We start from the raw sequence: 21736 nt of genomic DNA, 5'->3' as shown, positions 1-21736 counted from the left end.
TACTAAATGAAATTTACAGCAACACAAATAGCAGGACTTTTAGAAGGTGAAATTGAAGGAAATGCTGATGCAGAAGTGTCAAAACTTGCTAAAATTGAAGAAGGAACCGAAGGGAGCCTTACTTTTTTGGCTAACCCAAAATACACTTCATATATATACTCAACTCAGGCTACCATAGCAATTGTTAACAAAGATTTTGTTGCTGAAAACAAAATTGATACCACTTTAATTCGTGTGGAGGATGCCTACAAAGCATTTTCCAAGTTGTTAGAATATTATAACCAAGTAAAGATGAATAAAACAGGGATAGAAGAACCTGTTTTTGTCTCAGATAGCGCTACGTATGGAGAAAATCTATACTTAGGCGCTTTTTCTTATTTAGGCGATAATGTTAAAGTTGGGGCTAATGCAACCATTTATCCGAATGTTTATATTGGAAATAATGTTGAAATAGGGGATAATGTAATTATTTTCGCCGGTGCTAAAATTTATTCTGAAACTGTTATTGGTAATAATTGTGTTATTAATAGCGGTGTAATTGTTGGTGCAGATGGCTTTGGCTTTACGCCAGATGAAAATGGAGAATATTCAAAAGTACCACAAACCGGAAATGTAATTATTGAAGATAATGTAGATTTGGGTGCTGGCACAACCATAGACCGAGCTACTTTAGGAGCCACTATAATAAGGAAAGGTGTAAAACTAGACAACCAAATACAAATAGCTCATAATGTTGAAATTGGCGAACATACCGTTATAGCAGCCCAATCTGGCGTTGCAGGTTCTACAAAAATTGGTAAAAACTGTGTTATAGGTGGTCAAGTAGGTATTGTTGGCCATATAACTATCGGTAATAATGTGAGAATACAAGCGCAAAGCGGTATTGGACGAAATGTAAAAGATAATGAAGCACTACAAGGTTCACCGGCATTAAGCTATGGCGGGTTTAATAAAAGCTATGTTCATTTTAAAAACCTACCTGAAATAATCAAGCGATTTAATACCTTTGAAAAAAAAATTGACAATGATTGAGTGTAACACCACAAATCAGCAAACAATTGGCAAAGAAACTTCTCTTAAAGGAGTTGGTTTGCATACTGGAAAAGAAGTAACCATTACTTTTAAACCTGCACCTGAAGACTATGGATATAAATTTATTCGTATTGACCTTGAGGGAAGCCCTGTTATAGAGGCAGATGCAAATTATGTTACCAATACAGAACGAGGTACTAACTTAGAAAAAATGGGGGTAAAGATACAAACCTCTGAACATGTGCTAGCCGCTTTGGTTGGGATGGAAGTTGACAACTGTATAATTGAGTTAAATGCTTCTGAACCTCCTATTATGGATGGGTCTTCAAAGTTTTTTGTAGAAGCAATTGAAGCAGCTGGAATTGTTAAACAAGAAGCCCAACGAGAAGAATATGTTGTAAAAGAGGTAATAACCTTTGCAGATGAAGAAACAGGCAGTGAAATAACTGTAATCCCATCAGATTCATACCAAATTACCACGATGGTCGATTTTGGAACAAAAGTTTTGGGTACTCAAAATGCTTCATTACAACGTATCTCAGACTTTAAAGATGAAATATCTAATGCTCGTACGTTTAGTTTTCTTCATGAAATTGAAACACTTCTAGATCACGGATTAATTAAAGGAGGAGATTTAAATAATGCAATTGTTTATGTTGACAAGGAGTTGTCTCCTGAAACAATGGAAAAACTTCGTGGTGCCTTCGGAAAGGATGAGATTTCAGTAAAACCTAACGGGATTTTAGATAATCTAACCTTGCACCACGCCAATGAGGCAGCGCGTCATAAATTATTAGATGTCATAGGTGATTTAGCGTTAATTGGTACACGCATTCGCGGAAAAGTAATTGCTAATAAACCGGGGCACTCTGTAAATACTCAATTTGCTAAAAAATTATCAAAACTTATAAAAATTGAAAAACGGAATCGAGTTCCGCAATTCGATATTTCTAAAGAACCGGTAAAAGATGTCAATGCAATTATGGCTATGTTACCACATCGGCCACCATTTTTACTAGTTGATAAAATATTGGAATTGACTGACACTGGCGTTGTAGGCCTAAAAAACGTGACGATGAACGAGCCGTTTTTCGTAGGTCATTTCCCTGGAGCCCCTGTCATGCCAGGTGTTTTAATCGTGGAAGCGATGGCACAAACTGGAGGTATTTTAGCGTTGAGCACGGTTCCAGATCCTGAAAACTATTTGACATTCTTTATGAAAATAAATAATGTAAAGTTTAAGCGTCAGGTAAACCCCGGGGATACGTTAATTTTTAATTTAGAATTAATTTCACCCATTAGAAGAGGAATTGTCCATATGAAAGGAGATGCTTATGTTAATGATAAATTAGTTACCGAAGCAGAATTAATGGCACAGATTGTAAAAACTAAAAAAGACTAAATGAATCAACCGTTAGCATATGTCCATCCGGGCGCGAAAATTGCCAAAAATGTTGTTATTGAGCCGTTTACAACAATTCATAACAATGTAATAATTGGCGAAGGAACTTGGATAGGATCCAACGTAACAATAATGGAAGGAGCGCGAATAGGAAAAAACTGTAATATTTTTCCAGGTGCTGTAATTTCTGCTGTTCCACAAGACTTAAAGTTTAAAGACGAAGAAACAACTGCTGAAATTGGGGATAATACGACCATAAGAGAATATGTAACCGTAAATAGAGGTACCATAGATCGTGGTAAGACCGTAATTGGGAAAAATTGCCTTATTATGGCCTATTGTCATATTGCTCATGATTGTATTGTAGGTAATAACTGTATTTTTTCTAATTCAAGTACATTAGCAGGGCATATTACTATTGGCGACTATGTAATACTTGCAGGAATGACAGCAGTACATCAGTTTTGTATGATTGGCAGTCACGCTTTTGTTACTGGTGGATCTTTAGTTCGTAAAGACGTTCCACCGTATGTAAAAGGAGCGCGCGAACCGCTTTCGTATGTAGGTATTAACTCTATTGGATTAAGAAGAAGGGGATATAGCACCGAAAAAATAAGCGAGATTCAAAGTATTTACAGGATACTATATCAAAATAATTATAATACTACGCAGGCTTCAGAAATTATAGAGGCTGAAATGGAAGCTACTCCAGAAAGAGATGAAATCCTTCAGTTTATAAAAAACTCGAAAAGAGGAATTATGAAAGGATATTTCAGTAATAATTAATTTTTTTTGAAATAGCAGAATATAAGTTTAATTTAAAATATACCCGTTACTCGGGAAGTAATATGGCAACAACTTCAGATATAAGAAAAGGATTATGCATTCATTATAACCACGACATTTTTAAGGTTATTGAGTTTTTACACGTAAAACCGGGGAAAGGACCTGCTTTTGTGCGAACTAAATTAAAAAGTATCACCTCTGGCAAAGTAATTGACAATACGTTTTCCGCAGGGCATAAAATTGATGACGTACGCGTAGAGACGCATAAATTTCAGTTTTTATATAATGAAGGAGAGTTTTACCACTTTATGAACACCGAAGACTATACGCAAATCCGCTTGCTAAAAGAAGCTTTGGATACCCCAGAATTAATGAAAGAAGGCGAAATAGTAACGGTAATCATTAACACAGAAGATAATTCACCGCTTTCCGTTGAAATGCCTCCACATGTAATTTTGGAAATAACCTCGACCGAACCAGGTGTAAAAGGAAACACAGCTACCAACGCTACCAAACCGGCAATCGTTGAAACCGGCGCAGAAGTCAATGTTCCACTTTTTATAAACGAAGGCGATAAAATACGTGTTGACACCGAAAAAGGACAATACCAAGAACGTATTAAGGAATAGATAGATAACTATCAAAATTTTAAATCCCGTCATGATGCTATTGTGATGGGATTTTTTATATTTGGTTTCTAATTCATACAAATGAAATTTTCAAATCCCCAAACATTGAAAGCGATTGCAGGTATTATTGACTGCAATTATGTGGGTGATGCAAACTTTCCAGTATTAGGATTGAACGAAATTCACGTAGTACAGCCCGGTGACATTGTATTTGTGGACCATCCCAAGTATTATGACAAGGCGTTGCAATCACTTGCTACTATTGTGTTGATTAATAAAGAAGTAGATTGTCCATCTGGAAAAGCACTGTTGATCAGTGATGATCCCTTTCGGGACTTTAATAAGCTAATTAACCATTTTAATCCGTTTGTCGCGGCATCTGCAGTTATAGCAGATTCTGCAACAATTGGAAATCACACGATTATTCAGCCCAATGTGTTTATTGGAAACAATGTGGAAATAGGAGCGAATTGTGTTATTCATCCAAATGTTTCCATTTACGATAATACCAAAATTGGAAATAATGTAATCATACATTCCGGTACAGTTCTAGGGGGGGATGCTTTTTATTATAAAAACCGTCCTGAAAAATTTGACAAACTTTTAAGTGGTGGAAACGTAGTTATTAAAGACAATGTTGATATTGGCGCACAATGCACCATTGATAGTGGCGTTACAGCATCTACAACAATTGGGGAAGGAACTAAATTGGACAATCAAGTTCACGTAGGCCACGATACCGTAATTGGCAGTCGTTGTTTAATAGCTTCGCAAGTAGGGATTGCTGGTTGTGTGTTTATTGAAGATTTTGTGACTATTTGGGGGCAAGTTGGAATTACCAGCGGAATTACCATTGGTGAAAAAGCCGTAATTTCGGCGCAAAGCGGTGTAAGTAAGTCGCTTCCCGGCCATAAATCGTATTTTGGAACACCAGCAGATGAATTCAGAAAAAAATATAAGGAATTGGCGTCTATTCGCTTAATTCCAGATATAATTGATAAATTAGATAGAATAAAATGAGTAAAAGTGCAAAGGAAGTAGTGAGAAGGTTTTACCTTTCAGATGTATTAAATGATAAATCGGTATTGGATAAGTACTTTCATCCCGATTTAGAATTACTTTGGAACAGTACAAATGGGCTGACCATTATGAACCACGGAGATTTGGTGAATTACTTCGCTGAAATGCGTCGAACGTATGATGACCTCAGAGTAGAAGTAAGTCATATACTTGAAGATGGTGAATATGTGACTGTTAGATACAAGTATTATATAAAAACCATTGAAAATCCAGATGAAGAATTAGGTATCGCTCATTTTATGGCTATTTGGCAAATAAAAGACGGAAAAATATTTCGTGGGCATCAAGTAAGCCAACCAGTAACCGATAATGATGATACTGATGGATCGTATCATAAGGTTAAAGTATAAATTCTTTTAAAAAGCTATTTCAAAATAGTACCTTTGCATTGCTTTATTAAGTTTAAAAATAGGGTAACATAGATTTCAATATAAAACAATAAAAAATTCTGAAAGAGAATGAGCGTTTTAGTAAATAAAGATTCAAAAATCATCGTACAAGGTTTTACCGGAAGTGAGGGTACTTTTCACGCAGGTCAAATGATTGAATATGGTACAAATGTAGTTGGTGGCGTAACACCGGGAAAAGGTGGACAAAAACACCTAGACAAACCGGTTTTTAATACTGTAGCAGATGCAGTCAAAGAAACAGGGGCAGACGTAACTATTATATTTGTTCCTCCTGCATTCGCAGCAGATGCGATTATGGAAGCTGCAAACGCTGGGATTAAAGTAATTATTACTATTACTGAAGGAATTCCGGTTGGCGATATGATTAAAGTTGCCGATTATATTAAAGATAGAGACTGCCGCTTGGTAGGCCCTAACTGTCCTGGAGTTATTACCCCAGGAGAAGCAAAAGTAGGAATCATGCCTGGTTTTGTATTCAAAAAAGGAAAAATAGGCGTTGTTTCAAAATCTGGAACATTAACGTATGAAGCTGCTGATCAAGTAGTAAAACAAGGATTAGGAATCACAACCGCAATTGGTATTGGTGGTGACCCAATTATTGGAACTACCACAAAGGAAGCTGTAGAGCTTTTAATTAATGATGACGAAACAGAAGCTGTTGTTATGATAGGTGAAATTGGTGGTCAATTGGAAGCCGATGCTGCACAATGGTATAAAGAAAGCGGAAGTAAAAAGCCAATTATTGGTTTTATTGCTGGTGAAACAGCACCTGCTGGGCGTACTATGGGACACGCAGGAGCCATTGTAGGCGGAAGCGATGATACGGCTCAAGCTAAAAAGAAAATATTAAGTGAATGTGGAATTCACGTAGTAGATTCACCTGCAGAAATAGGCAAAAAAGTTGCCGAAGTTCTAGGGTAAACGACAAACTATATAAGTACAAAAGTCCTGTTTTTTTAACAGGGCTTTTTTTATATTTGATATCTAAGTAAGATAATTGGTATCTTACGTTATTCTGAAAAAAGAACCAACCAAAATTAATAGAACAAATAGCTATGAAATTATTAGAAGGCAAAACAGCAATAATAACCGGTGGTAGCCGTGGAATAGGAAAAGGTATTGTAGAAACGTTTGTAAAACACGGAGCCAACGTAGCATTTACATATAATTCATCTAAAGAATCTGCCGATGCGATTGCTTCAGATCTTTCCAAGGAAGGAGTAAAAGTAAAAGCGTATCAAAGTAACGCAGCCAACTTTGAAGATTCTCAAGAATTAGCCGCTGAAGTTTTAAAAGAATTTGGTAGCATCGATATTTTGATAAATAATGCAGGTATTACAAAAGACAACCTATTAATGCGTATATCAGAAGAAGATTTCGATAAAGTAATCGAAGTGAATTTGAAGTCTGTTTTTAATATGACGAAAGCAGTACAGCGTGCTATGTTAAAACAGCGTAAAGGTTCTATTATTAATATGAGCTCGGTAGTAGGAGTGAAGGGTAATGCTGGACAAACTAATTATGCAGCCTCAAAAGCCGGAATTATTGGTTTTACAAAATCAGTAGCTTTAGAATTAGGTTCTCGAGATATTCGTTGCAACGCAATTGCACCAGGCTTTATCGAAACCGAAATGACTGGTAAGTTAAATGAAGAAACGGTACAAAGTTGGAGAGAGGCTATTCCTTTAAAGCGAGGTGGTTCTCCGGAAGATATCGCAAATGCCTGTGTATTTTTAGCAAGTGACCTTTCTGGATATATAACAGGACAAGTATTGAATGTTGACGGCGGTATGCTAACATAATCAGTATTTTTGAAACACCTAAATTTTAACGTACATAATTGACAACTGAAACCATAGTATATATCATCATCGCCGGCGTAATTTCCTTTGCGCTGGCGTTGTTCATGTATGGTTATAAAACAAAATATTCTAAATCGCTAAGCTGGATATTTGGGATATTACGTTTTATTACGTTGTTTTCGCTTTTACTTTTACTAATAAACCCAAAATTTAAAAGTGAAACGTATTCCATTGAAAAACCAAAACTGCCTGTACTTGTTGATAACTCAGTTTCAATAGCAGAACTAAATCAAACTGATCAAGTTTCAGTTTTACTTGAAAAGCTGAAGAATAACGAAAACTTGAATGAAAAGTTTGATCTTTCTTTCTTTTCCTTCGGAAGTGATTTCGAGGAGTTAGACTCACTTTCTTTTTCAAAAAAAAATAGTAACCTTACAAAAGCACTTGAAGCCACTGATAACCTCTTTAAAAATGAAAATGCCCCCACTATTTTAGTGACCGACGGTAATCAGACACTGGGGAGCGATTACGAGTTTACTTCAGCGACTTATAAAAATGCTATTTATCCGTTTATTTTAGGCGACTCTACAACATATACCGATCTTAAAATTGAGCGTTTAAATAGTAATCGTTATGCTTTTTTAAAGAATAAATTCCCGGTGGAAGTAATTTTGGTCTATAACGGTACAGGTTCGGTTACTTCACAGTTTATAATATCTCACGGCGGTGCAACTGTGTTTAGGGAAACCATATCTTTTTCAGAAAATACTAATAGTAAAACACTAAACTTTACGCTTCCAGCATCGAACGTAGGATTGCAAAAATATACTGCTCAAATTGTTCCGTTAGAAGATGAGAAAAATAAAACCAACAATAATAAACAGTTTGCGGTTGAAGTAATTGACCAAGCAACCAATGTACTTGTGGTGAGTGATATTATCCATCCAGACTTAGGAGCTTTAAAAAAGTCGATAACAGCAAATGAGCAACGTACGCTAACTATTAAAAAACCTTCGGAAGCTACTTCGATTTTAAATGAATATCAATTGGTTGTTCTTTTTCAGCCTGATCGTAGTTTTACACAAGTCTATTCAGAAATTAAAAACCTTAAAAAAAATACCCTGACGATTACCGGTACCAATACTGATTGGAACTTCTTGAATTCAATACAACAGGAATTTAAAAAAGAGACCAGCTTACAAACCGAAGAGGTTTCAGCAACATTAAACAACAACTACGGTACTTTTGCAGTCGAGCATATCGGTTTTAATGATTTTCCGCCACTAAAAACAACATTTGGCGACTTAAGCGTACTAGTTCCGCACGAAATATTGTTGGGGCAATCCATTAATGGTTTTGAAACAGGCGCACCGATGTTAGCCACTCTTGAGCTGAACGGAAAGCGCGATGCAGTTTGGGACGGGGAAGGATTTTGGAAATGGCGCGCACAGTTGTATTTACAGTCTGATACCTTTCAAGAGTTTGACGTTTTTATGGGAAAATTGGTACAGTATTTAGCTTCCAATAAACGCCGTAGTCGTTTAGAAGTAAGTAACGAGACATTTTACTATAATAACAACTCAATTAAAATTTTAGCACAATACTTTGATAAAAACTTTGTCTTTGATTCTCGTGCTGCTCTAAATATTTCAGTGCGTAATGTGGAAACTGAAACGCAAACAGTTTTTCCAATGTTGTTAAGGAATAACTTCTATGAAGTAGATTTAAACAGTTTACCAGCTGGAGAATACAAATATACAGTTTCAGTTGCTGATGAATCAATTTCGCGAAGCGGAAATTTTACTATTCTCGATTTTAACGTAGAACAGCAGTTTTTAAATGCTGATTTTTCCAAATTAATTAGGGTAGCTCAAAACACTAACGGAACCGCCTATTTTCCTTCAGAAGTAGACCGCATGATTGAGGGTTTAATTGCTGACGATTCTTACCAATCCGTTCAAAAAAGCGAACTAAAAACCGTACCTTTGATTGATTGGAAATACCTACTCGCGCTTATAGTTTTAACCCTTAGTGCTGAGTGGTTTATTAGAAAATACAACGGACTTATATAAACCAAAAAAACATAAAGTATAATGGAAAGATTACCCAAAATAGGAATACCCTTAATTATTGGTATTATCATCATAATAATTGTTATAGCAAAATCTGCAGTGACCATAGAATCTGGAGAAGCTGGAGTGCTTTACAAACGTTTTGGCGGTGGGGTTGTAACTGAAGAACCGGCTTTAAGTGAAGGATTTCACGTAGTAGCACCTTGGAATGATGTATTTATATATGAAGTACGTCAGCAATCGTTAGATGAATCTATGAAAGTATTATCCTCAAACGGTTTGGATATTCGGTTAGAAGCTTCTGTTTGGTTTCAACCTGAAGATATCAACTTAGGAAAATTGCACCAAGAAAAAGGAGAAGATTATATCACAAGGCTTATAAAACCAGCAGTGCGCTCTGCTACACGTGCTGTAGTAGGTCGCTATACACCAGAACAATTGTATGCTAGTAAGCGAGAATCCATACAGAGTGAAATGCTGGAAGAGACAAAAAATCTATTAGAAAAGCAATTTGTACAAGTAAACCGAATTTTGGTACGTGATATCTCGTTACCAGAAACCATTAAAGTGGCGATTGAGCGCAAATTGAAACAAGAACAGGAGTCTTTAGAGTATGAATTCCGTTTAGAGAAAGCCTCAAAAGAAGCTGAAAGACAACGTATTGATGCAGAAGGTAAAGCTGCAGCTAACAGTATTTTAAGTGCTTCATTAACAGATAAAATATTACAGGAAAAAGGAATTCAAGCTACTGTAAAGCTATCTGAATCTAACAATAGTAAAGTAATTGTTATTGGCTCTGGCGATAGTGGAATGCCTATTATCTTAGGAAATCAGTAGTAGATAGTTGACAATGTTCAGAACATTGAACAGAAATATATAATCTTAAAAAGCCTTTCATTTTTATGAAGGGCTTTTTAATTTTTAATTAATCCGTTTCCAGATCTTCACTAACACAAAACAACAAATAGCTGCTAAAATGGACAGCAAAGTTGCCGTTACAAATTTGGAATAGATAAAGTATCCCGTAGCAAACAATACACTATACGTACCGATTATTCCTAAGAGGAAAGCCAATATTTTATAATTGAAGTTGTAAAACTTACTTTTTTCACCAAACACCAAAGATTCAAAGCTCTCTAAGGTTCCTTTGTCAGTTGGTTTTGTCACTAAGGTAACTAAAACCCATCCTATTGTTGTAATGATAACTCCAATGGTTAATTGCCAATGACTGGCCAATTCAAAAAGTGGCGTATCCATTTTTTCATTTACAAAGAAGAAAAGGGCTATTATAAACGAAATGGACATAGCTGCAATTTCACTATACGGGTTTACCCGGCTCCAAAACCATCTTAGAATAAACAATAAACCCGTTCCTGCACCAATTTGCAGCAATAGGTCAAATACATCTTTTGCAGATTGTAGATAAAAGGAGAAAAAAGCTGCACAAGCCATTAATACAACTGTAGAAATCCTTCCAACCAATACTTTTTGTTTTTCTGAAGCTGAAGGATTAACAAATCTGCCGTAAAAATCGTTTACTATATATGAGCTTCCCCAGTTTAATTGTGTTGAAATAGTACTCATAAATGCAGCTATAAGAGAAACAAGTACCAACCCTATTAAACCTGCTGGTAAATACGTCATCATAGCTACATATGCAACATCATGACCTTGCATTTCGGCATTCAGATTAGGGAAAGCTGTGGCAATACTTTCTAAGTTCGGGAACATAACAATTGAAGCCAGTCCTACCAATATCCAAGGCCAAGGTCGTACGGCATAATGGGCAAAGTTAAAAAACAAAGTGGCCCAAGTGGCGTGTTTTTCGTTTTTTGCCGCTAGCATACGTTGTGCAATGTATCCACCACCACCAGGCTCTGCTCCTGGATACCAAGTACTCCACCATTGTACTGCTAAAGGAATAATGAAAAGGGTGATTAACATTTCAGTATTTGAAAAGTCTGGAAGTATATTCAGTTTTGTAGCTACCTGTTGGTTTTCAAGCAAGTTGGAGAGCCCTCCAATTTCAGGTAGGTTCAGTATGTATACTGTTGCCCAAATAGAACCAACCATTGCGATTACAAACTGTATTAAATCTGTAATCAATACACCTTTTAAACCACCTAATGAAGAATAGATAACGACAATAATTGAAGAGTAGAGTAGGGCTTCTTCTTGCGAAATGCCTAATAAGATATTTGCAATCTTGGCACCAGCTAAACATACGCCTGCCATAGTTATAATGTTAAACACAACACCTAAATATAAGGCTCTAAACCCTCTTAAAAACTTTGCAGCTTTGCCAGAGTAACGCAATTCATAAAACTCTAAATCTGTTAGAACACCAGATTTTCGCCATAACTTAGCGTAGAAAAATACAGTGAGCATTCCAGTAAGTAGCATGGCCCACCAAACCCAGTTTCCAGAAACTCCGTTTTTTCTAACCAGTTCGGTTACTAAACCTGGTGTGTCGGCTGCAAATGTTGTTGCGACCATAGAAATACCCAACAACCACCAAGGCATATTACGCCCAGAGAGGAAAAACTCTTGAGTGTTCTTACCTGATTTTTTGGCTACAACTAAACCAATTATTAAAAAGACAGCAAAAAAAGAAAGGATTAATACCCAGTCTAACGTGGCTAAGTGCATATAATTTTTTTTAGTAAGCGATAAAAGATTTTGCTTGTCCTACCCAGTTATCACGTTCAATTCTACCGGGGAAAAAGTCGATAATATCGGTAAGCGCACGTATATCAGAAGAGGTAAGCTTACTTATTTGCTCAAAGGTGTAAATGTCAATTTCATTGAGTTTTTCTTCAATATAAGGACCAATACCTTCAATCTTAGTAAGGTCATCCCTTTCAAAGCTATGAGCAAAACCAATAGTTTCATAATCTAATTTAGGTTTGTCTTTTGTGTAGGTAACAAAACTAGTCCGTGCCTTTTTCAAAACTTCTTCAGGATTAATAATCTCCTTTTGTGTTTGTTTTACAACTTCAACAATTTTAGGCTTTATTTCAGTAAAAATTGTTTCAATATCGTTTACTTTTTGTTGATGTTTGGCGGCGTTTACTTCACCTTTTAGTTTTTTTATAAAGGTTCTACTTTTTCCTTTTTGCAACCACCATCCTGAAAAATAACCAATAACGAAGGAGCTCAGCATTAAAATGAAAATACCGATCAAATTGGGAAACTGGTTTATGTATTCAAAAACACTATCCATTATAATTGTAAACTATTTCAATCCTCCTATTGGCGTTTCTTCCACGTTTAGAGTTATTAGTATCAATTGGCTCTGTTTCGCCTTTAGAAATTGCTTTAATTAGTGATTTCTCAAAACCTCCTTTTGAAATTAAATACCATCGTACTTGTCTTGCATATTGTAGCCCCATACTGTAATTATCGTTTGCATTTCCTACATTGTCTGTATGGCCAATTACTGCAATAGTCATCTCTGGGTTGTTTGTAAGGGCGGTTTTAACCTCTTCAAACAAATTACGTAAATTATTGTTTACGATAATTCCGGTTTCAGAAAATTTAGGATATACCGTTACCGATTCAGGAATGTTTATTTCAATATCTTCCACACGGTCTTTATCCCAAGGTTTAAAGGAAAAGGAAAAACCGTCGCTAAATTCTTCATTTTCATCAAAATTAATGTCTTTAATTACAGGTTTTACCACAATTTTTTTTGAAGCAATTCCAGTCGTAATTAAAATTTGTTTTACTTTATTACCCCTTTGAACTCCTATATTTGGTGTTTCCGTATTTTCATCAGGACTGTAAATCGAAGTAATTTGTACTTCTTTATTTGGGTGTTCAATTAAATAGGTATTGATTTTGTATTTAAAATCAATAGTGGATTCAGGAACAATAATTTCTGTGCTGTTTTTGTGCGATATTATTCCTTCTTCAAACAAAAATAAAATGTCATCTTGATCATTTTTTACAACCATTGGAGTATTACTTTCAATAGGAATAGAGTCTATATTAGGTAAATTACTCTCCATTTTATTAATACTATCAATTGCACTAGGGGTAAGTGTATCTTTATTTATGGACGTGTTTTCGGTTAGAACAGCAGTAGATTCTTTGTCTGTCTGAAGCCATGAATAGAGCCAAAGCCCAAAAAAAGCCCAAATGAGAAAAATGATAAAAGCTATTAAAAAACTTTTCAAAGCGTGTAAAAAATTGATTTATAGAACGTAAGTTATTTCTTATAATTCTATAAAAAACAAATCTAATAAAATATTGTATTTATTTTTACTTAATAATAATATGTTTATTAATAATTATATAAACATTTTTATCTAACTTTGTACACATCTTATGAAACAGATAGCATTACATCATCACCATATTAATTTCCACGCTCTTGCGAGGTGATCTTGGTATGTTGTAATTAAAACTTATAAAACTATATCGAAACCCGTTTGAGCATTCTCAAACGGGTTTTTTCATGCATTAAAATTAAAAAAATGAAAGTATTAAAAATTGCAGTACAAAAGTCAGGTAGGCTAAACCAAGAGTCTTTAAAAATTTTAAAAGATTGTGGCATTTCCATAGATAATGGCAGAGACCAATTAAAAGCTCCTGCTAAAAATTTTCCGTTGGAAATCTATTATTTACGTAATGGCGATATTCCTCAATATTTAAAAGATGGTGTAGTAGATTGTGCGATAATAGGAGAAAATCTTTTAGTTGAAAACGGAAATGATATTAAAGTAAAAGAAAAGTTAGGCTTTTCTAAATGTCGCGTCTCATTAGCAGTATCAAAGTTTTTTGAATACGATAGTATAAAAGACCTTGACGGAAAAAGAATAGCCACTTCATATCCTAATACCACACAAAAGTATCTTACCGAAAAAGGAATTAATGCAGATTTGCACATTATCAATGGAAGTGTTGAAATTGCCCCTAATATTGGTTTAGCAGATGGTATTTGCGATATTGTAAGTAGCGGAAGTACACTTTTTAAAAACAATTTAAAAGAAGTTGAAGTTATTTTTAAAAGTGAAGCTGTATTGGCAGCATCTCCTTTAATTAGTGACCAAGTAAATCAACTGTTGGATAAATTAATTTTTCGAATTCAATCTGTATTAAAAGGACGTGACAATCGCTATGTTTTGCTGAATACTCCAAATGATAAAATCGAAGCTATCACGAAATTATTACCAGGTATGAAAAGCCCAACCATTTTACCGCTTCTCAAAGAAGGCTGGAGTAGTATGCATTCAGTAGTTAATCAAGAAGAGTTTTGGGAAGTTATTGAAGAATTAAAAGCAGTAGGAGCTGAAGGAATTTTAGTGTGTCCTATTGAAAAAATGATCGCATAATGGAAAAAGTACTAAATCCAGATAAAAGCACTTGGGAAACCTTACTTAAAAGGCCTACGCAAACTGTAGCTGATATTGAGAAAATTGTCAATGAGATATTTTCAGAAGTAAAAACAAAAGGAGATAGCGCAGTGTTAAAATACACACAGCTTTTCGATGGAATAACGCCTGATACGATATTAGTTTCCGGAGAAGAAATCAATCAAGCTGTAAAGTCTGTTTCTTCGGAATTAAAAGAAGCGATAGACCTAGCGAAAGCGAATATTACTACATTTCATGCTGCACAAAAAACCGAACAAGTATCGGTAGAAACAACCAACGGAGTTACGTGTTGGCAGGAAAAACGACCCATTCAAAAAGTGGGATTGTATATTCCTGGAGGGTCTGCTCCGCTATTTTCTACCATTTTAATGCTTGCTGTCCCTGCAACAATTGCTGGTTGCAAAGAAATTATGCTTTGTACGCCACCTGATAAAAACGGAGAAATCAATCCAGCCATATTATACACGGCAAAACTTTGTGGCATCGCTAAAATCTATAAAATAGGCGGTATTCAAGCCATTGCCGCGATGACATTTGGTACCGAAACCGTTCCTTCTGTATATAAAATTTTTGGTCCCGGAAATCAATACGTTACGGTAGCGAAACAACTGGCGACTAAATATAATGTAGCCATCGATATGCCTGCTGGACCTTCAGAATTATTAGTTTATGCAGATGATACTGCTAATCCTGCCTTTGTAGCGTCAGATTTGTTAAGTCAAGCAGAACACGGTCCTGATAGCCAAGTTATTTTGGTTTCAACTTCTGAAAAGATGATTGCTGAAACCGAAAAGGAAGTGGTAAAACAGTTGGAACAATTACCAAGAAAAGAAATTGCAACTCAGGCAATTGAAAACTCAAAACTCATTTTAATCAATTCTGAAAAAGAAGCGCTAGAAATGATCAATGAATATGCACCGGAACACTTTATTGTTATTTCAGAAAATGAAGACTATTTCGTGACGAATATTCAAAATGCAGGATCTGTATTTATAGGGAATTACACACCCGAAAGCGCTGGCGATTATGCTTCAGGCACCAATCATACTTTACCAACCAACGGATATGCAAAACAATATAGCGGAGTTAATTTAGACAGCTTTTTAAGGAGTATGACCTTTCAGAAAATAACAGAGACTGGAATTAAAAATATTGGTTCTGCAATTGAAATCATGGCAGAAGCAGAGGGTTTGCAAGCTCATAAAAATGCAGTGTCACTTCGTTTAAAAAGTTTAAAATAATAGTATGACAAACACATGTAACTTAGAAAAATTAATCCGTCCCAATGTTGCAGCGTTAGAGCCGTATAGTTCGGCACGTGACGAGTTTACGGAAAGCGGAGCAGCTATGGTTTTTTTAGACGCCAATGAAAATCCGTTTGAAAACGGAGTAAACCGTTATCCGGATCCGCAACAACGGCTTTTAAAGAAAGAAATAGGGCTGATTAAAGATATTTCAGAAAAGAATATGCTGTTAGGCAATGGTAGTGACGAAGTACTGGATTTGCTATTTAGAGCCTTCTGCGAGCCTGGAAAAGACACTATAATCACACTTCCGCCAACTTACGGAATGTACAAGGTACTCGCTGGAATTAATAATATCGAGAATAGGGAAGTGCTGTTAACCGAAGCATTTCAACCAAACGTTCCGGCTATTTTAGAGGCAGTTGATAAACAAACAAAAATGATTTTTCTTTGTTCGCCCAACAACCCGACAGGAACCGCTCTTTCTGAAGCTAATATTGAACAGTTATTGAACAACTTCAAAGGATTAGTAGTTATTGATGAAGCCTATATCGATTTTTCTGAAACCGAAAGTTGGTCGAAAAAATTGAAACAGTTTCCTAATTTGGTTATCACACAAACCTTATCAAAAGCATACGGAATGGCAGGAATTCGATTGGGTATTTGTTTTGCTTCCGAAGAAATAATAACAATTTTAAATAAAATTAAACCGCCTTACAACATCAACTCCTTAACACAAGAAAAGGCTATACATCGATTGCAGAATATATCATCGGTAAAAAAAGAAATAGGCTCATTAATAGATGAAAAGATCAAATTATATAAAGCTTTACTTGAAATAAGTTTTATTGATAAAATAGTCCCTTCAGAAGCAAATTTTATACTTTGTAGAGTCGATGATGCTAGCAAACGCTACAACCAATTAGTAGAAAAAGGTGTTGTAGTTCGCAATCGAAGCAATCAACCGCTTTGTGAAAATACATTGCGCTTTACCGTAGGAACTCCTAAAGAAAATAAGCTTTTAATCGCCACACTAAAACAACTCAAATCATGAAAAAGAATGTATTATTTATAGATAGAGACGGAACCCTCATTAAAGAAACCGTTGATGAACAAATCGATGCCTTTGACAAGATGGTTTTTTACCCTAAGGTGTTCACTTATATGGCAAAAATAGCCAAGGAATTGGATTTTGAGCTTGTTATGATTACCAATCAAGACGGTTTAGGCACCGACTCGTTTCCGGAAGAAACGTTCTGGCCAGTTCATAACTTTATTATGAAGGCATTTGAACATGAAGGAGTGGTGTTTAATGAAGTTTTTTTAGATAGAACTTTCCCGCATGAAAATGCTCCCACCCGCAAACCAGGTACAGCCTTGTTGCAAAAGTATTTTTCAGATGAATACGATTTGGAAAACTCGTTTGTAATCGGTGATCGTTTAACCGATGTGGAGTTGGCTAAAAACCTAGGCTCAAAAGCTATTTTCATCAATGATGACACCCAGTTAGGAACCAACGAAATCACAGTTCAAAAAGAAGAATTAAACGCTGTTATAGCATTAGAGACCAATGACTGGAATGCTATTTATGAGTTTTTAAAATTAGATGCAAGAACCGCTGAAATAACTAGAAAAACAAATGAAACAGATATATCTATAAAACTAAACCTTGATGGAACTGGGAAAAGTGATATAGACACCGGAATTGCTTTTTTCGATCATATGTTAGATCAAATAGCGAGACACGGTCAAATGGATCTTTCGGTGAAGGTAAAAGGTGATCTGGAAGTTGATGAACACCACACAATCGAGGATACGGCTATTGCTTTAGGGGAAGTCTTTTCAAAAGCATTGGGAAATAAACTAGGAATAGAACGCTACGGGTTTTGTTTACCCATGGACGATTGCTTAGCGCAAGTAGCGATTGATTTTGGCGGTAGAAATTGGCTGGTTTGGGAAGCTGATTTTAAACGTGAGATGATTGGCAAAATGCCTACTGAAATGTTTTATCATTTTTTCAAAAGTTTTACCGATGGCGCGAAAGCAAATCTTAACATCAAAGCCGAAGGAACCAACGAACACCACAAAATTGAAGCAATTTTTAAAGCCTTTGCTAAAGCGATAAAAGTAGCAGTAAAACGAGATACAGACAAGATGATTTTACCATCTACAAAAGGCGTATTGTAATGAACATAGTAATTATAGATTATGGTGCCGGGAATATAAAAAGTCTTCAATTTGCTATTGAACGCCTAGGTTTTACAGCTGTTTTAAGTAATAATGAAGAAGAAATTAAAAATGCTGATAAAGTAATTTTTCCTGGTGTAGGTCACGCAGACAGTGCGATGAAAATGCTAAAAGAAACAGGGTTGGACAAACTCATACCGACCTTAAAACAACCTGTTTTTGGGATTTGTTTGGGGATGCAATTACTTTGCACTTCTTCGGAAGAAGGAAATACAAAGGGGTTGGGTGTTTTTAATGTTGACGTAAAACGATTTTCAAACACATTAAAAGTCCCACAAATGGGTTGGAACACCATTTCAAATTTAGAATCTGATTTATTTAAAAATATTTCAGAACATGAATTTATGTATTTGGTGCACAGTTATTATGTTCCACCGTGCAATGAAACCATTGCAACTACAGATTATGGCGGGGATTACTCTTCAGCATTACAAAAAAATAATTTCTACGGAGTGCAATTTCACCCTGAAAAAAGTAGTACTGCCGGAGAAATAATATTGAAAAATTTTTTAACAATCTAATTATGAGAATTATACCTGCTATAGATATCATTGAAGGTAAGTGCGTACGCCTTTCAAAAGGTGATTACAGCACAAAGAAAATATATAACGAAAACCCACTTGAAGTAGCAAAACAATTTGAAGCTCATGGCATACAATACCTGCATTTAGTTGACTTAGACGGTGCAAAAAGCAGCCATATTGTTAATTATAAAATTTTAGAAGAAATAGCTTCTAAAACCAACTTACAAATAGATTTTGGAGGCGGTTTAAAGAGTAATACAGACTTAGAAATAGCTTTTAACAGTGGTGCCAATCAAATAACAGGCGGAAGTATTGCCGTTAAAAAACCGGATGTTTTTAAAAACTGGTTACAACAATATGGAAGTGATAAAATTATCTTAGGTGCAGATGCAAAAGATGAAAAGGTAGCAGTTGGAGGTTGGTTAGAAGAGAGTGATGAGTTTGTCATTCCTTTTATTCAAAAATACCAAGATGAAGGAGTATCGTATGTTATTTGCACAGACATTAGTAAAGATGGAATGTTAGAAGGGCCTTCGTTTGACTTATACAAACAGATCTTGTCTGAAACCCAGAATTTAAAACTAATCGCTTCAGGAGGTGTCGCTACTTTTGATGATCTACCAAAGCTCGCTGAAATAGGCTGTGAAGGCGCTATTATTGGGAAGGCTATTTATGAAAACAGAATTTCGATGAAACAACTTGAAAAATTTATATTAGATGCTAACTAAACGAATTATCCCTTGTTTGGATATAAAAAACGGACGCACCGTAAAAGGTGTAAACTTTGTAAACCTACGTGACGCGGGAGATCCAGTGGAGTTGGCTAAAATTTATTATGAAACTGGAGCCGATGAATTGGTGTTTTTAGACATTTCAGCTACTGAAGAACGCCGTAAAACGCTTGCTAATCTTGTTTTGAAAGTTGCCGAAGCCATAAATATCCCTTTTACGGTTGGCGGCGGAATTTCGAGTGTGGAAGATGTTGCCGTTTTATTAAAAAATGGAGCCGATAAAATTTCGGTAAATTCTTCAGCAGTTAAAAATCCGCAGTTAATAAACGATTTAGCTGCTAAATTTGGTTCGCAATGTATTGTAGTGGCGATTGATGCAAAGCAAATTAACGATGAGTGGATTGTGCATTTGGTTGGCGGAAAAGAACCAACAACGCTTAACTTATTTGATTGGGCACTAGAAGTTGAAAAAAGAGGAGCCGGAGAGATTCTTTTTACATCAATGGATAATGACGGTACCAAAGACGGTTTTGCTAATGAAGCTCTAAAAAAACTTTCAGAAACACTTAATATTCCAATTATCGCTTCAGGTGGCGCTGGGACCATCAACCATTTTAGTGATGCATTTAAATTGGGGAAAGCAGACGCAGCTTTAGCTGCTAGCGTATTTCACTTTAAAGAAATAGAAATTTCAGAATTAAAAAAAGATTTACAAACCCAGGGAATCCCTGTTAGATTATAAAATTATGCAAATTGATTATACAAAATATGAAAACGGTTTAGTACCAGCTGTTATACAAGATGCCATCACAAAAAATGTGCTGATGTTGGGGTATATGAATGAAGAAGCTTTTCTGAAAACAAATGAAACGAAGAAAGTCACTTTTTTTAGCCGTAGCAAAAACAGGCTATGGACGAAAGGAGAGGAGAGTGGTAATTTTTTAAACCTAGTTTCTATAAAAGTTGATTGCGACAACGATACGCTGCTTATTCAAGTAAATCCAGAAGGACCAACTTGTCACAAAGGTTCCGACACGTGTTGGAATGAAGAGAATAGTTCAAACTTCGGGTTTCTTTCAAAACTAGAGGAAGTGATTAAAGACCGAAAGGATAACTCGGAAAACGAAAACTCATATGTTTCATCTCTTTTTAGAGAAGGAATGAACAAGATAGCTCAAAAGGTAGGAGAGGAGGCAGTTGAAGTAGTTATTGAAGCAAAGGATAACGATGACACTCTATTTTTAAATGAAAGCAGCGATTTGTTGTTTCATTATCTAATCTTGTTGCAGGCAAAAGGATTTACACTTTCAGCTATTGAAAAAGTGTTACAAATGCGGCATAGCCAATAAATTTGCAACACTTTTATATAACAGATCACATTTTTTTGCGTTTGAAGAAATGAAAATGAGTCATTTATTTTATGAGCATACGTAATTAGTTTTTATCAACTAATTTAATGCTGATATCTGGATAATTTTTCTTTAACTCTCGTTCTAATCCAATAACATGGGCAGCCCCGACAATGACAATGTTTTTAGTATACTCATTACTTAGTACTTGACTAGCAATGTTTGTTACCATTCTGCTATTGCGTTCGTTCCAAAATTTTGTCCCTAACGTACAGCTTTCAGTTTCATTTTTCACATATGTAAATGAGGATAATTTGTGTAACCTTAATAAAGATTTACGTTTATTTACGTGTTTACCTAACCTTCCTAAAAGTGCAGGTAGTATAGCTCTGTTGTAGTCTTTTTTATTCAATTCTCTATTAATTTTCTTATCCCCATTGGTTTGCCCTTGATTTGCACAACCCTGCCAAGCTTCATGATATTGTTTATTCGTTTGTTGATCGTCCATGGAATGTAATTTTTTGATGTTCAACTCCAAAGCTAGCTTTGCTGTTAAATCTCCGTCTTCAGCACGTGTTGGCTTCTTTGAACCCTCAACGCCGTGTTTTTGAATGTATTTGTAAAATTCATAATTAGCATTGTCCCTAAGGTAAGCAAACGAAGTAGTTATTAGTTTTAAATTGTCTTCTGTAAGATTTTCAAAATCTTTTTTTAGTAACGAATCCAAGGCTTGCTGATTAAAACTGAAACTATTTTTTAGCGAATCTGATAAATAGTAAAATTCTTTATAATGTTTTGACCAACCGTTTTTTAAATATTCCCAGCTTATTGAGTCATTTGGCCTCGGACTTTCAACATAAATAGCTTCAGGGTTGTATTTTACTGCTAATTTTAAAAGTGGTTTGTAACTGTTTTTAACAATTTTAGGTACTTCGTGCATGGTACCAATTATAAATACTTCTTTTTTGGTTTGTGTTTGTGACAGTAAGTTTGTTGTTAAAATTACGGTAGTTAAAAAGAAGATTAGATTTTTCATGTTGTTTGTTTATA

The 21736-nt window shown here is 35.4% G+C and carries 22 protein-coding genes; 18 read left to right on the top strand and 4 right to left on the bottom strand.

What is annotated here, in order from left to right:
• Positions 1 to 6: 6 nt before the first annotated feature.
• The 10 genes from lpxD to DZ858_RS13785 all read left to right on the top strand — a co-directional run bounded on the left by lpxD (position 7) and on the right by DZ858_RS13785 (position 10050).
• The gene (lpxD, locus tag DZ858_RS13830; RefSeq protein ID WP_117160248.1) at positions 7 to 1032 is read left to right on the top strand and encodes a UDP-3-O-(3-hydroxymyristoyl)glucosamine N-acyltransferase; all 1026 of its coding nucleotides are present in this window, start codon (positions 7 to 9) and stop codon (positions 1030 to 1032) included.
• A complete protein-coding gene (locus DZ858_RS13825; protein ID WP_117160247.1) occupies positions 1025 to 2434 on the top strand; it encodes a bifunctional UDP-3-O-[3-hydroxymyristoyl] N-acetylglucosamine deacetylase/3-hydroxyacyl-ACP dehydratase in 1410 nt (469 codons plus the stop codon). Before lpxD ends, DZ858_RS13825 begins: the two co-directional genes overlap by 8 nt.
• On the top strand, positions 2435 to 3220 hold the full coding sequence (gene lpxA / locus DZ858_RS13820) for an acyl-ACP--UDP-N-acetylglucosamine O-acyltransferase (RefSeq protein ID WP_117160246.1): 786 nt from the start codon (positions 2435 to 2437) through the stop codon (positions 3218 to 3220).
• Between the two features lie 62 nt (positions 3221 to 3282).
• Entirely contained in the window at positions 3283 to 3849 is a 567-nt protein-coding gene (gene efp / locus DZ858_RS13815) for an elongation factor P (protein ID WP_117160245.1), read from the top strand.
• 81 nt (positions 3850 to 3930) lie between these two features.
• Positions 3931 to 4869, top strand: a complete 939-nt coding sequence (locus DZ858_RS13810) for a UDP-3-O-(3-hydroxymyristoyl)glucosamine N-acyltransferase (protein ID WP_117160244.1) — start codon at positions 3931 to 3933, stop codon at positions 4867 to 4869.
• Complete coding sequence (locus DZ858_RS13805) at positions 4866 to 5279, top strand: nuclear transport factor 2 family protein (protein ID WP_117160243.1); 414 nt, start codon at positions 4866 to 4868, stop codon at positions 5277 to 5279. Before DZ858_RS13810 ends, DZ858_RS13805 begins: the two co-directional genes overlap by 4 nt.
• Before the next feature lie 108 nt (positions 5280 to 5387).
• The gene (gene sucD, locus DZ858_RS13800; protein WP_117160242.1) at positions 5388 to 6260 is read left to right on the top strand and encodes a succinate--CoA ligase subunit alpha; all 873 of its coding nucleotides are present in this window, start codon (positions 5388 to 5390) and stop codon (positions 6258 to 6260) included.
• 134 nt (positions 6261 to 6394) lie between these two features.
• A complete protein-coding gene (gene fabG, locus DZ858_RS13795; RefSeq protein WP_117160241.1) occupies positions 6395 to 7141 on the top strand; it encodes a 3-oxoacyl-[acyl-carrier-protein] reductase in 747 nt (248 codons plus the stop codon).
• 38 nt (positions 7142 to 7179) lie between these two features.
• Positions 7180 to 9213 (top strand): VWA domain-containing protein, encoded by a 2034-nt coding sequence (locus DZ858_RS13790; protein WP_117160240.1) that lies wholly within the window; start codon positions 7180 to 7182, stop codon positions 9211 to 9213.
• 21 nt (positions 9214 to 9234) lie between these two features.
• Entirely contained in the window at positions 9235 to 10050 is an 816-nt protein-coding gene (locus DZ858_RS13785; RefSeq protein ID WP_117160239.1) for a prohibitin family protein, read from the top strand.
• 84 nt (positions 10051 to 10134) lie between these two features.
• On the opposite strand, the gene DZ858_RS13780 is transcribed toward DZ858_RS13785, so the two are convergent.
• Genes DZ858_RS13780 through DZ858_RS13770 form a run of 3 tightly spaced genes read right to left on the bottom strand, consistent with a single transcriptional unit; the run spans position 10135 to position 13391 of the window.
• On the bottom strand, positions 10135 to 11862 hold the full coding sequence (locus DZ858_RS13780) for a sodium:solute symporter family protein (RefSeq protein WP_117160238.1): 1728 nt from the start codon (positions 11860 to 11862) through the stop codon (positions 10135 to 10137).
• A gap of 10 nt (positions 11863 to 11872) precedes the next feature.
• Entirely contained in the window at positions 11873 to 12436 is a 564-nt protein-coding gene (locus DZ858_RS13775; RefSeq protein ID WP_117160237.1) for a hypothetical protein, read from the bottom strand.
• Positions 12429 to 13391: an OmpA family protein gene (locus DZ858_RS13770; protein ID WP_117160236.1), complete on the bottom strand. Its 963-nt coding sequence runs from the start codon at positions 13389 to 13391 to the stop codon at positions 12429 to 12431. The genes DZ858_RS13775 and DZ858_RS13770 overlap by 8 nt, the downstream gene beginning before the upstream one ends.
• 300 nt (positions 13392 to 13691) lie before the next feature.
• On the opposite strand from DZ858_RS13770, the gene hisG reads away from it, so the two are divergent.
• From hisG to hisIE, 8 genes are read left to right on the top strand one after another with little or no spacing between them, the layout of a single operon-like run.
• Positions 13692 to 14549, top strand: a complete 858-nt coding sequence (gene hisG / locus DZ858_RS13765; protein WP_117160235.1) for an ATP phosphoribosyltransferase — start codon at positions 13692 to 13694, stop codon at positions 14547 to 14549.
• Positions 14549 to 15832, top strand: a complete 1284-nt coding sequence (gene hisD / locus DZ858_RS13760; protein WP_117160234.1) for a histidinol dehydrogenase — start codon at positions 14549 to 14551, stop codon at positions 15830 to 15832. The genes hisG and hisD overlap by 1 nt, the downstream gene beginning before the upstream one ends.
• Before the next feature lie 4 nt (positions 15833 to 15836).
• Positions 15837 to 16889, top strand: a complete 1053-nt coding sequence (gene hisC, locus DZ858_RS13755) for a histidinol-phosphate transaminase (protein ID WP_117160233.1) — start codon at positions 15837 to 15839, stop codon at positions 16887 to 16889.
• On the top strand, positions 16886 to 18022 hold the full coding sequence (gene hisB, locus DZ858_RS13750; RefSeq protein WP_117160232.1) for a bifunctional histidinol-phosphatase/imidazoleglycerol-phosphate dehydratase HisB: 1137 nt from the start codon (positions 16886 to 16888) through the stop codon (positions 18020 to 18022). The genes hisC and hisB overlap by 4 nt, the downstream gene beginning before the upstream one ends.
• Positions 18022 to 18603, top strand: coding sequence for an imidazole glycerol phosphate synthase subunit HisH (gene hisH, locus DZ858_RS13745; protein ID WP_117160231.1), 582 nt, complete (start codon positions 18022 to 18024; stop codon positions 18601 to 18603). The genes hisB and hisH overlap by 1 nt, the downstream gene beginning before the upstream one ends.
• 2 nt (positions 18604 to 18605) lie before the next feature.
• Entirely contained in the window at positions 18606 to 19334 is a 729-nt protein-coding gene (hisA, locus tag DZ858_RS13740) for a 1-(5-phosphoribosyl)-5-[(5-phosphoribosylamino)methylideneamino]imidazole-4-carboxamide isomerase (RefSeq protein WP_117160230.1), read from the top strand.
• A complete protein-coding gene (gene hisF / locus DZ858_RS13735) occupies positions 19324 to 20079 on the top strand; it encodes an imidazole glycerol phosphate synthase subunit HisF (RefSeq protein WP_117160229.1) in 756 nt (251 codons plus the stop codon). Before hisA ends, hisF begins: the two co-directional genes overlap by 11 nt.
• A gap of 4 nt (positions 20080 to 20083) precedes the next feature.
• Positions 20084 to 20686: a bifunctional phosphoribosyl-AMP cyclohydrolase/phosphoribosyl-ATP diphosphatase HisIE gene (gene hisIE / locus DZ858_RS13730; RefSeq protein WP_117160228.1), complete on the top strand. Its 603-nt coding sequence runs from the start codon at positions 20084 to 20086 to the stop codon at positions 20684 to 20686.
• A gap of 85 nt (positions 20687 to 20771) precedes the next feature.
• Here hisIE and DZ858_RS13725 read toward each other — a convergent pair whose 3' ends face one another.
• Positions 20772 to 21722: a DUF5694 domain-containing protein gene (locus tag DZ858_RS13725; RefSeq protein ID WP_117160227.1), complete on the bottom strand. Its 951-nt coding sequence runs from the start codon at positions 21720 to 21722 to the stop codon at positions 20772 to 20774.
• Between the last annotated feature and the right edge of the window lie 14 nt (positions 21723 to 21736).

Origin of the sequence: Marixanthomonas ophiurae (genome assembly GCF_003413745.1) — a bacterium.
In the GTDB taxonomy this organism is placed as follows: Bacteria; Bacteroidota; Bacteroidia; order Flavobacteriales; family Flavobacteriaceae; genus Marixanthomonas; species Marixanthomonas ophiurae.
The sequence above is the reverse complement of the archived record's forward strand: the minus strand, read 5'-3'. Positions and strand labels throughout refer to the sequence as shown.

What these genes read in the sequence shown, in the direction of transcription:
- hisD (WP_117160234.1), top strand. Translation starts at nt 14,549, where the DNA reads ATGGAAAAAGTACTAAATCCAGATAAAAGCACTTGGGAAACCTTACTT.
- DZ858_RS13805 (WP_117160243.1), top strand. Translation starts at nt 4,866, where the DNA reads ATGAGTAAAAGTGCAAAGGAAGTAGTGAGAAGGTTTTACCTTTCAGAT.
- DZ858_RS13775 (WP_117160237.1), bottom strand. Translation starts at nt 12,436, where the DNA reads ATGGATAGTGTTTTTGAATACATAAACCAGTTTCCCAATTTGATCGGT.
- hisH (WP_117160231.1), top strand. Translation starts at nt 18,022, where the DNA reads ATGAACATAGTAATTATAGATTATGGTGCCGGGAATATAAAAAGTCTT.
- hisC (WP_117160233.1), top strand. Translation starts at nt 15,837, where the DNA reads ATGACAAACACATGTAACTTAGAAAAATTAATCCGTCCCAATGTTGCA.
- hisG (WP_117160235.1), top strand. Translation starts at nt 13,692, where the DNA reads ATGAAAGTATTAAAAATTGCAGTACAAAAGTCAGGTAGGCTAAACCAA.
- hisF (WP_117160229.1), top strand. Translation starts at nt 19,324, where the DNA reads ATGCTAACTAAACGAATTATCCCTTGTTTGGATATAAAAAACGGACGC.
- hisB (WP_117160232.1), top strand. Translation starts at nt 16,886, where the DNA reads ATGAAAAAGAATGTATTATTTATAGATAGAGACGGAACCCTCATTAAA.
- hisA (WP_117160230.1), top strand. Translation starts at nt 18,606, where the DNA reads ATGAGAATTATACCTGCTATAGATATCATTGAAGGTAAGTGCGTACGC.
- lpxA (WP_117160246.1), top strand. Translation starts at nt 2,435, where the DNA reads ATGAATCAACCGTTAGCATATGTCCATCCGGGCGCGAAAATTGCCAAA.
- DZ858_RS13785 (WP_117160239.1), top strand. Translation starts at nt 9,235, where the DNA reads ATGGAAAGATTACCCAAAATAGGAATACCCTTAATTATTGGTATTATC.
- hisIE (WP_117160228.1), top strand. Translation starts at nt 20,084, where the DNA reads ATGCAAATTGATTATACAAAATATGAAAACGGTTTAGTACCAGCTGTT.
- sucD (WP_117160242.1), top strand. Translation starts at nt 5,388, where the DNA reads ATGAGCGTTTTAGTAAATAAAGATTCAAAAATCATCGTACAAGGTTTT.
- DZ858_RS13825 (WP_117160247.1), top strand. Translation starts at nt 1,025, where the DNA reads ATGATTGAGTGTAACACCACAAATCAGCAAACAATTGGCAAAGAAACT.
- DZ858_RS13810 (WP_117160244.1), top strand. Translation starts at nt 3,931, where the DNA reads ATGAAATTTTCAAATCCCCAAACATTGAAAGCGATTGCAGGTATTATT.
- efp (WP_117160245.1), top strand. Translation starts at nt 3,283, where the DNA reads ATGGCAACAACTTCAGATATAAGAAAAGGATTATGCATTCATTATAAC.
- DZ858_RS13725 (WP_117160227.1), bottom strand. Translation starts at nt 21,722, where the DNA reads ATGAAAAATCTAATCTTCTTTTTAACTACCGTAATTTTAACAACAAAC.
- DZ858_RS13780 (WP_117160238.1), bottom strand. Translation starts at nt 11,862, where the DNA reads ATGCACTTAGCCACGTTAGACTGGGTATTAATCCTTTCTTTTTTTGCT.
- fabG (WP_117160241.1), top strand. Translation starts at nt 6,395, where the DNA reads ATGAAATTATTAGAAGGCAAAACAGCAATAATAACCGGTGGTAGCCGT.
- lpxD (WP_117160248.1), top strand. Translation starts at nt 7, where the DNA reads ATGAAATTTACAGCAACACAAATAGCAGGACTTTTAGAAGGTGAAATT.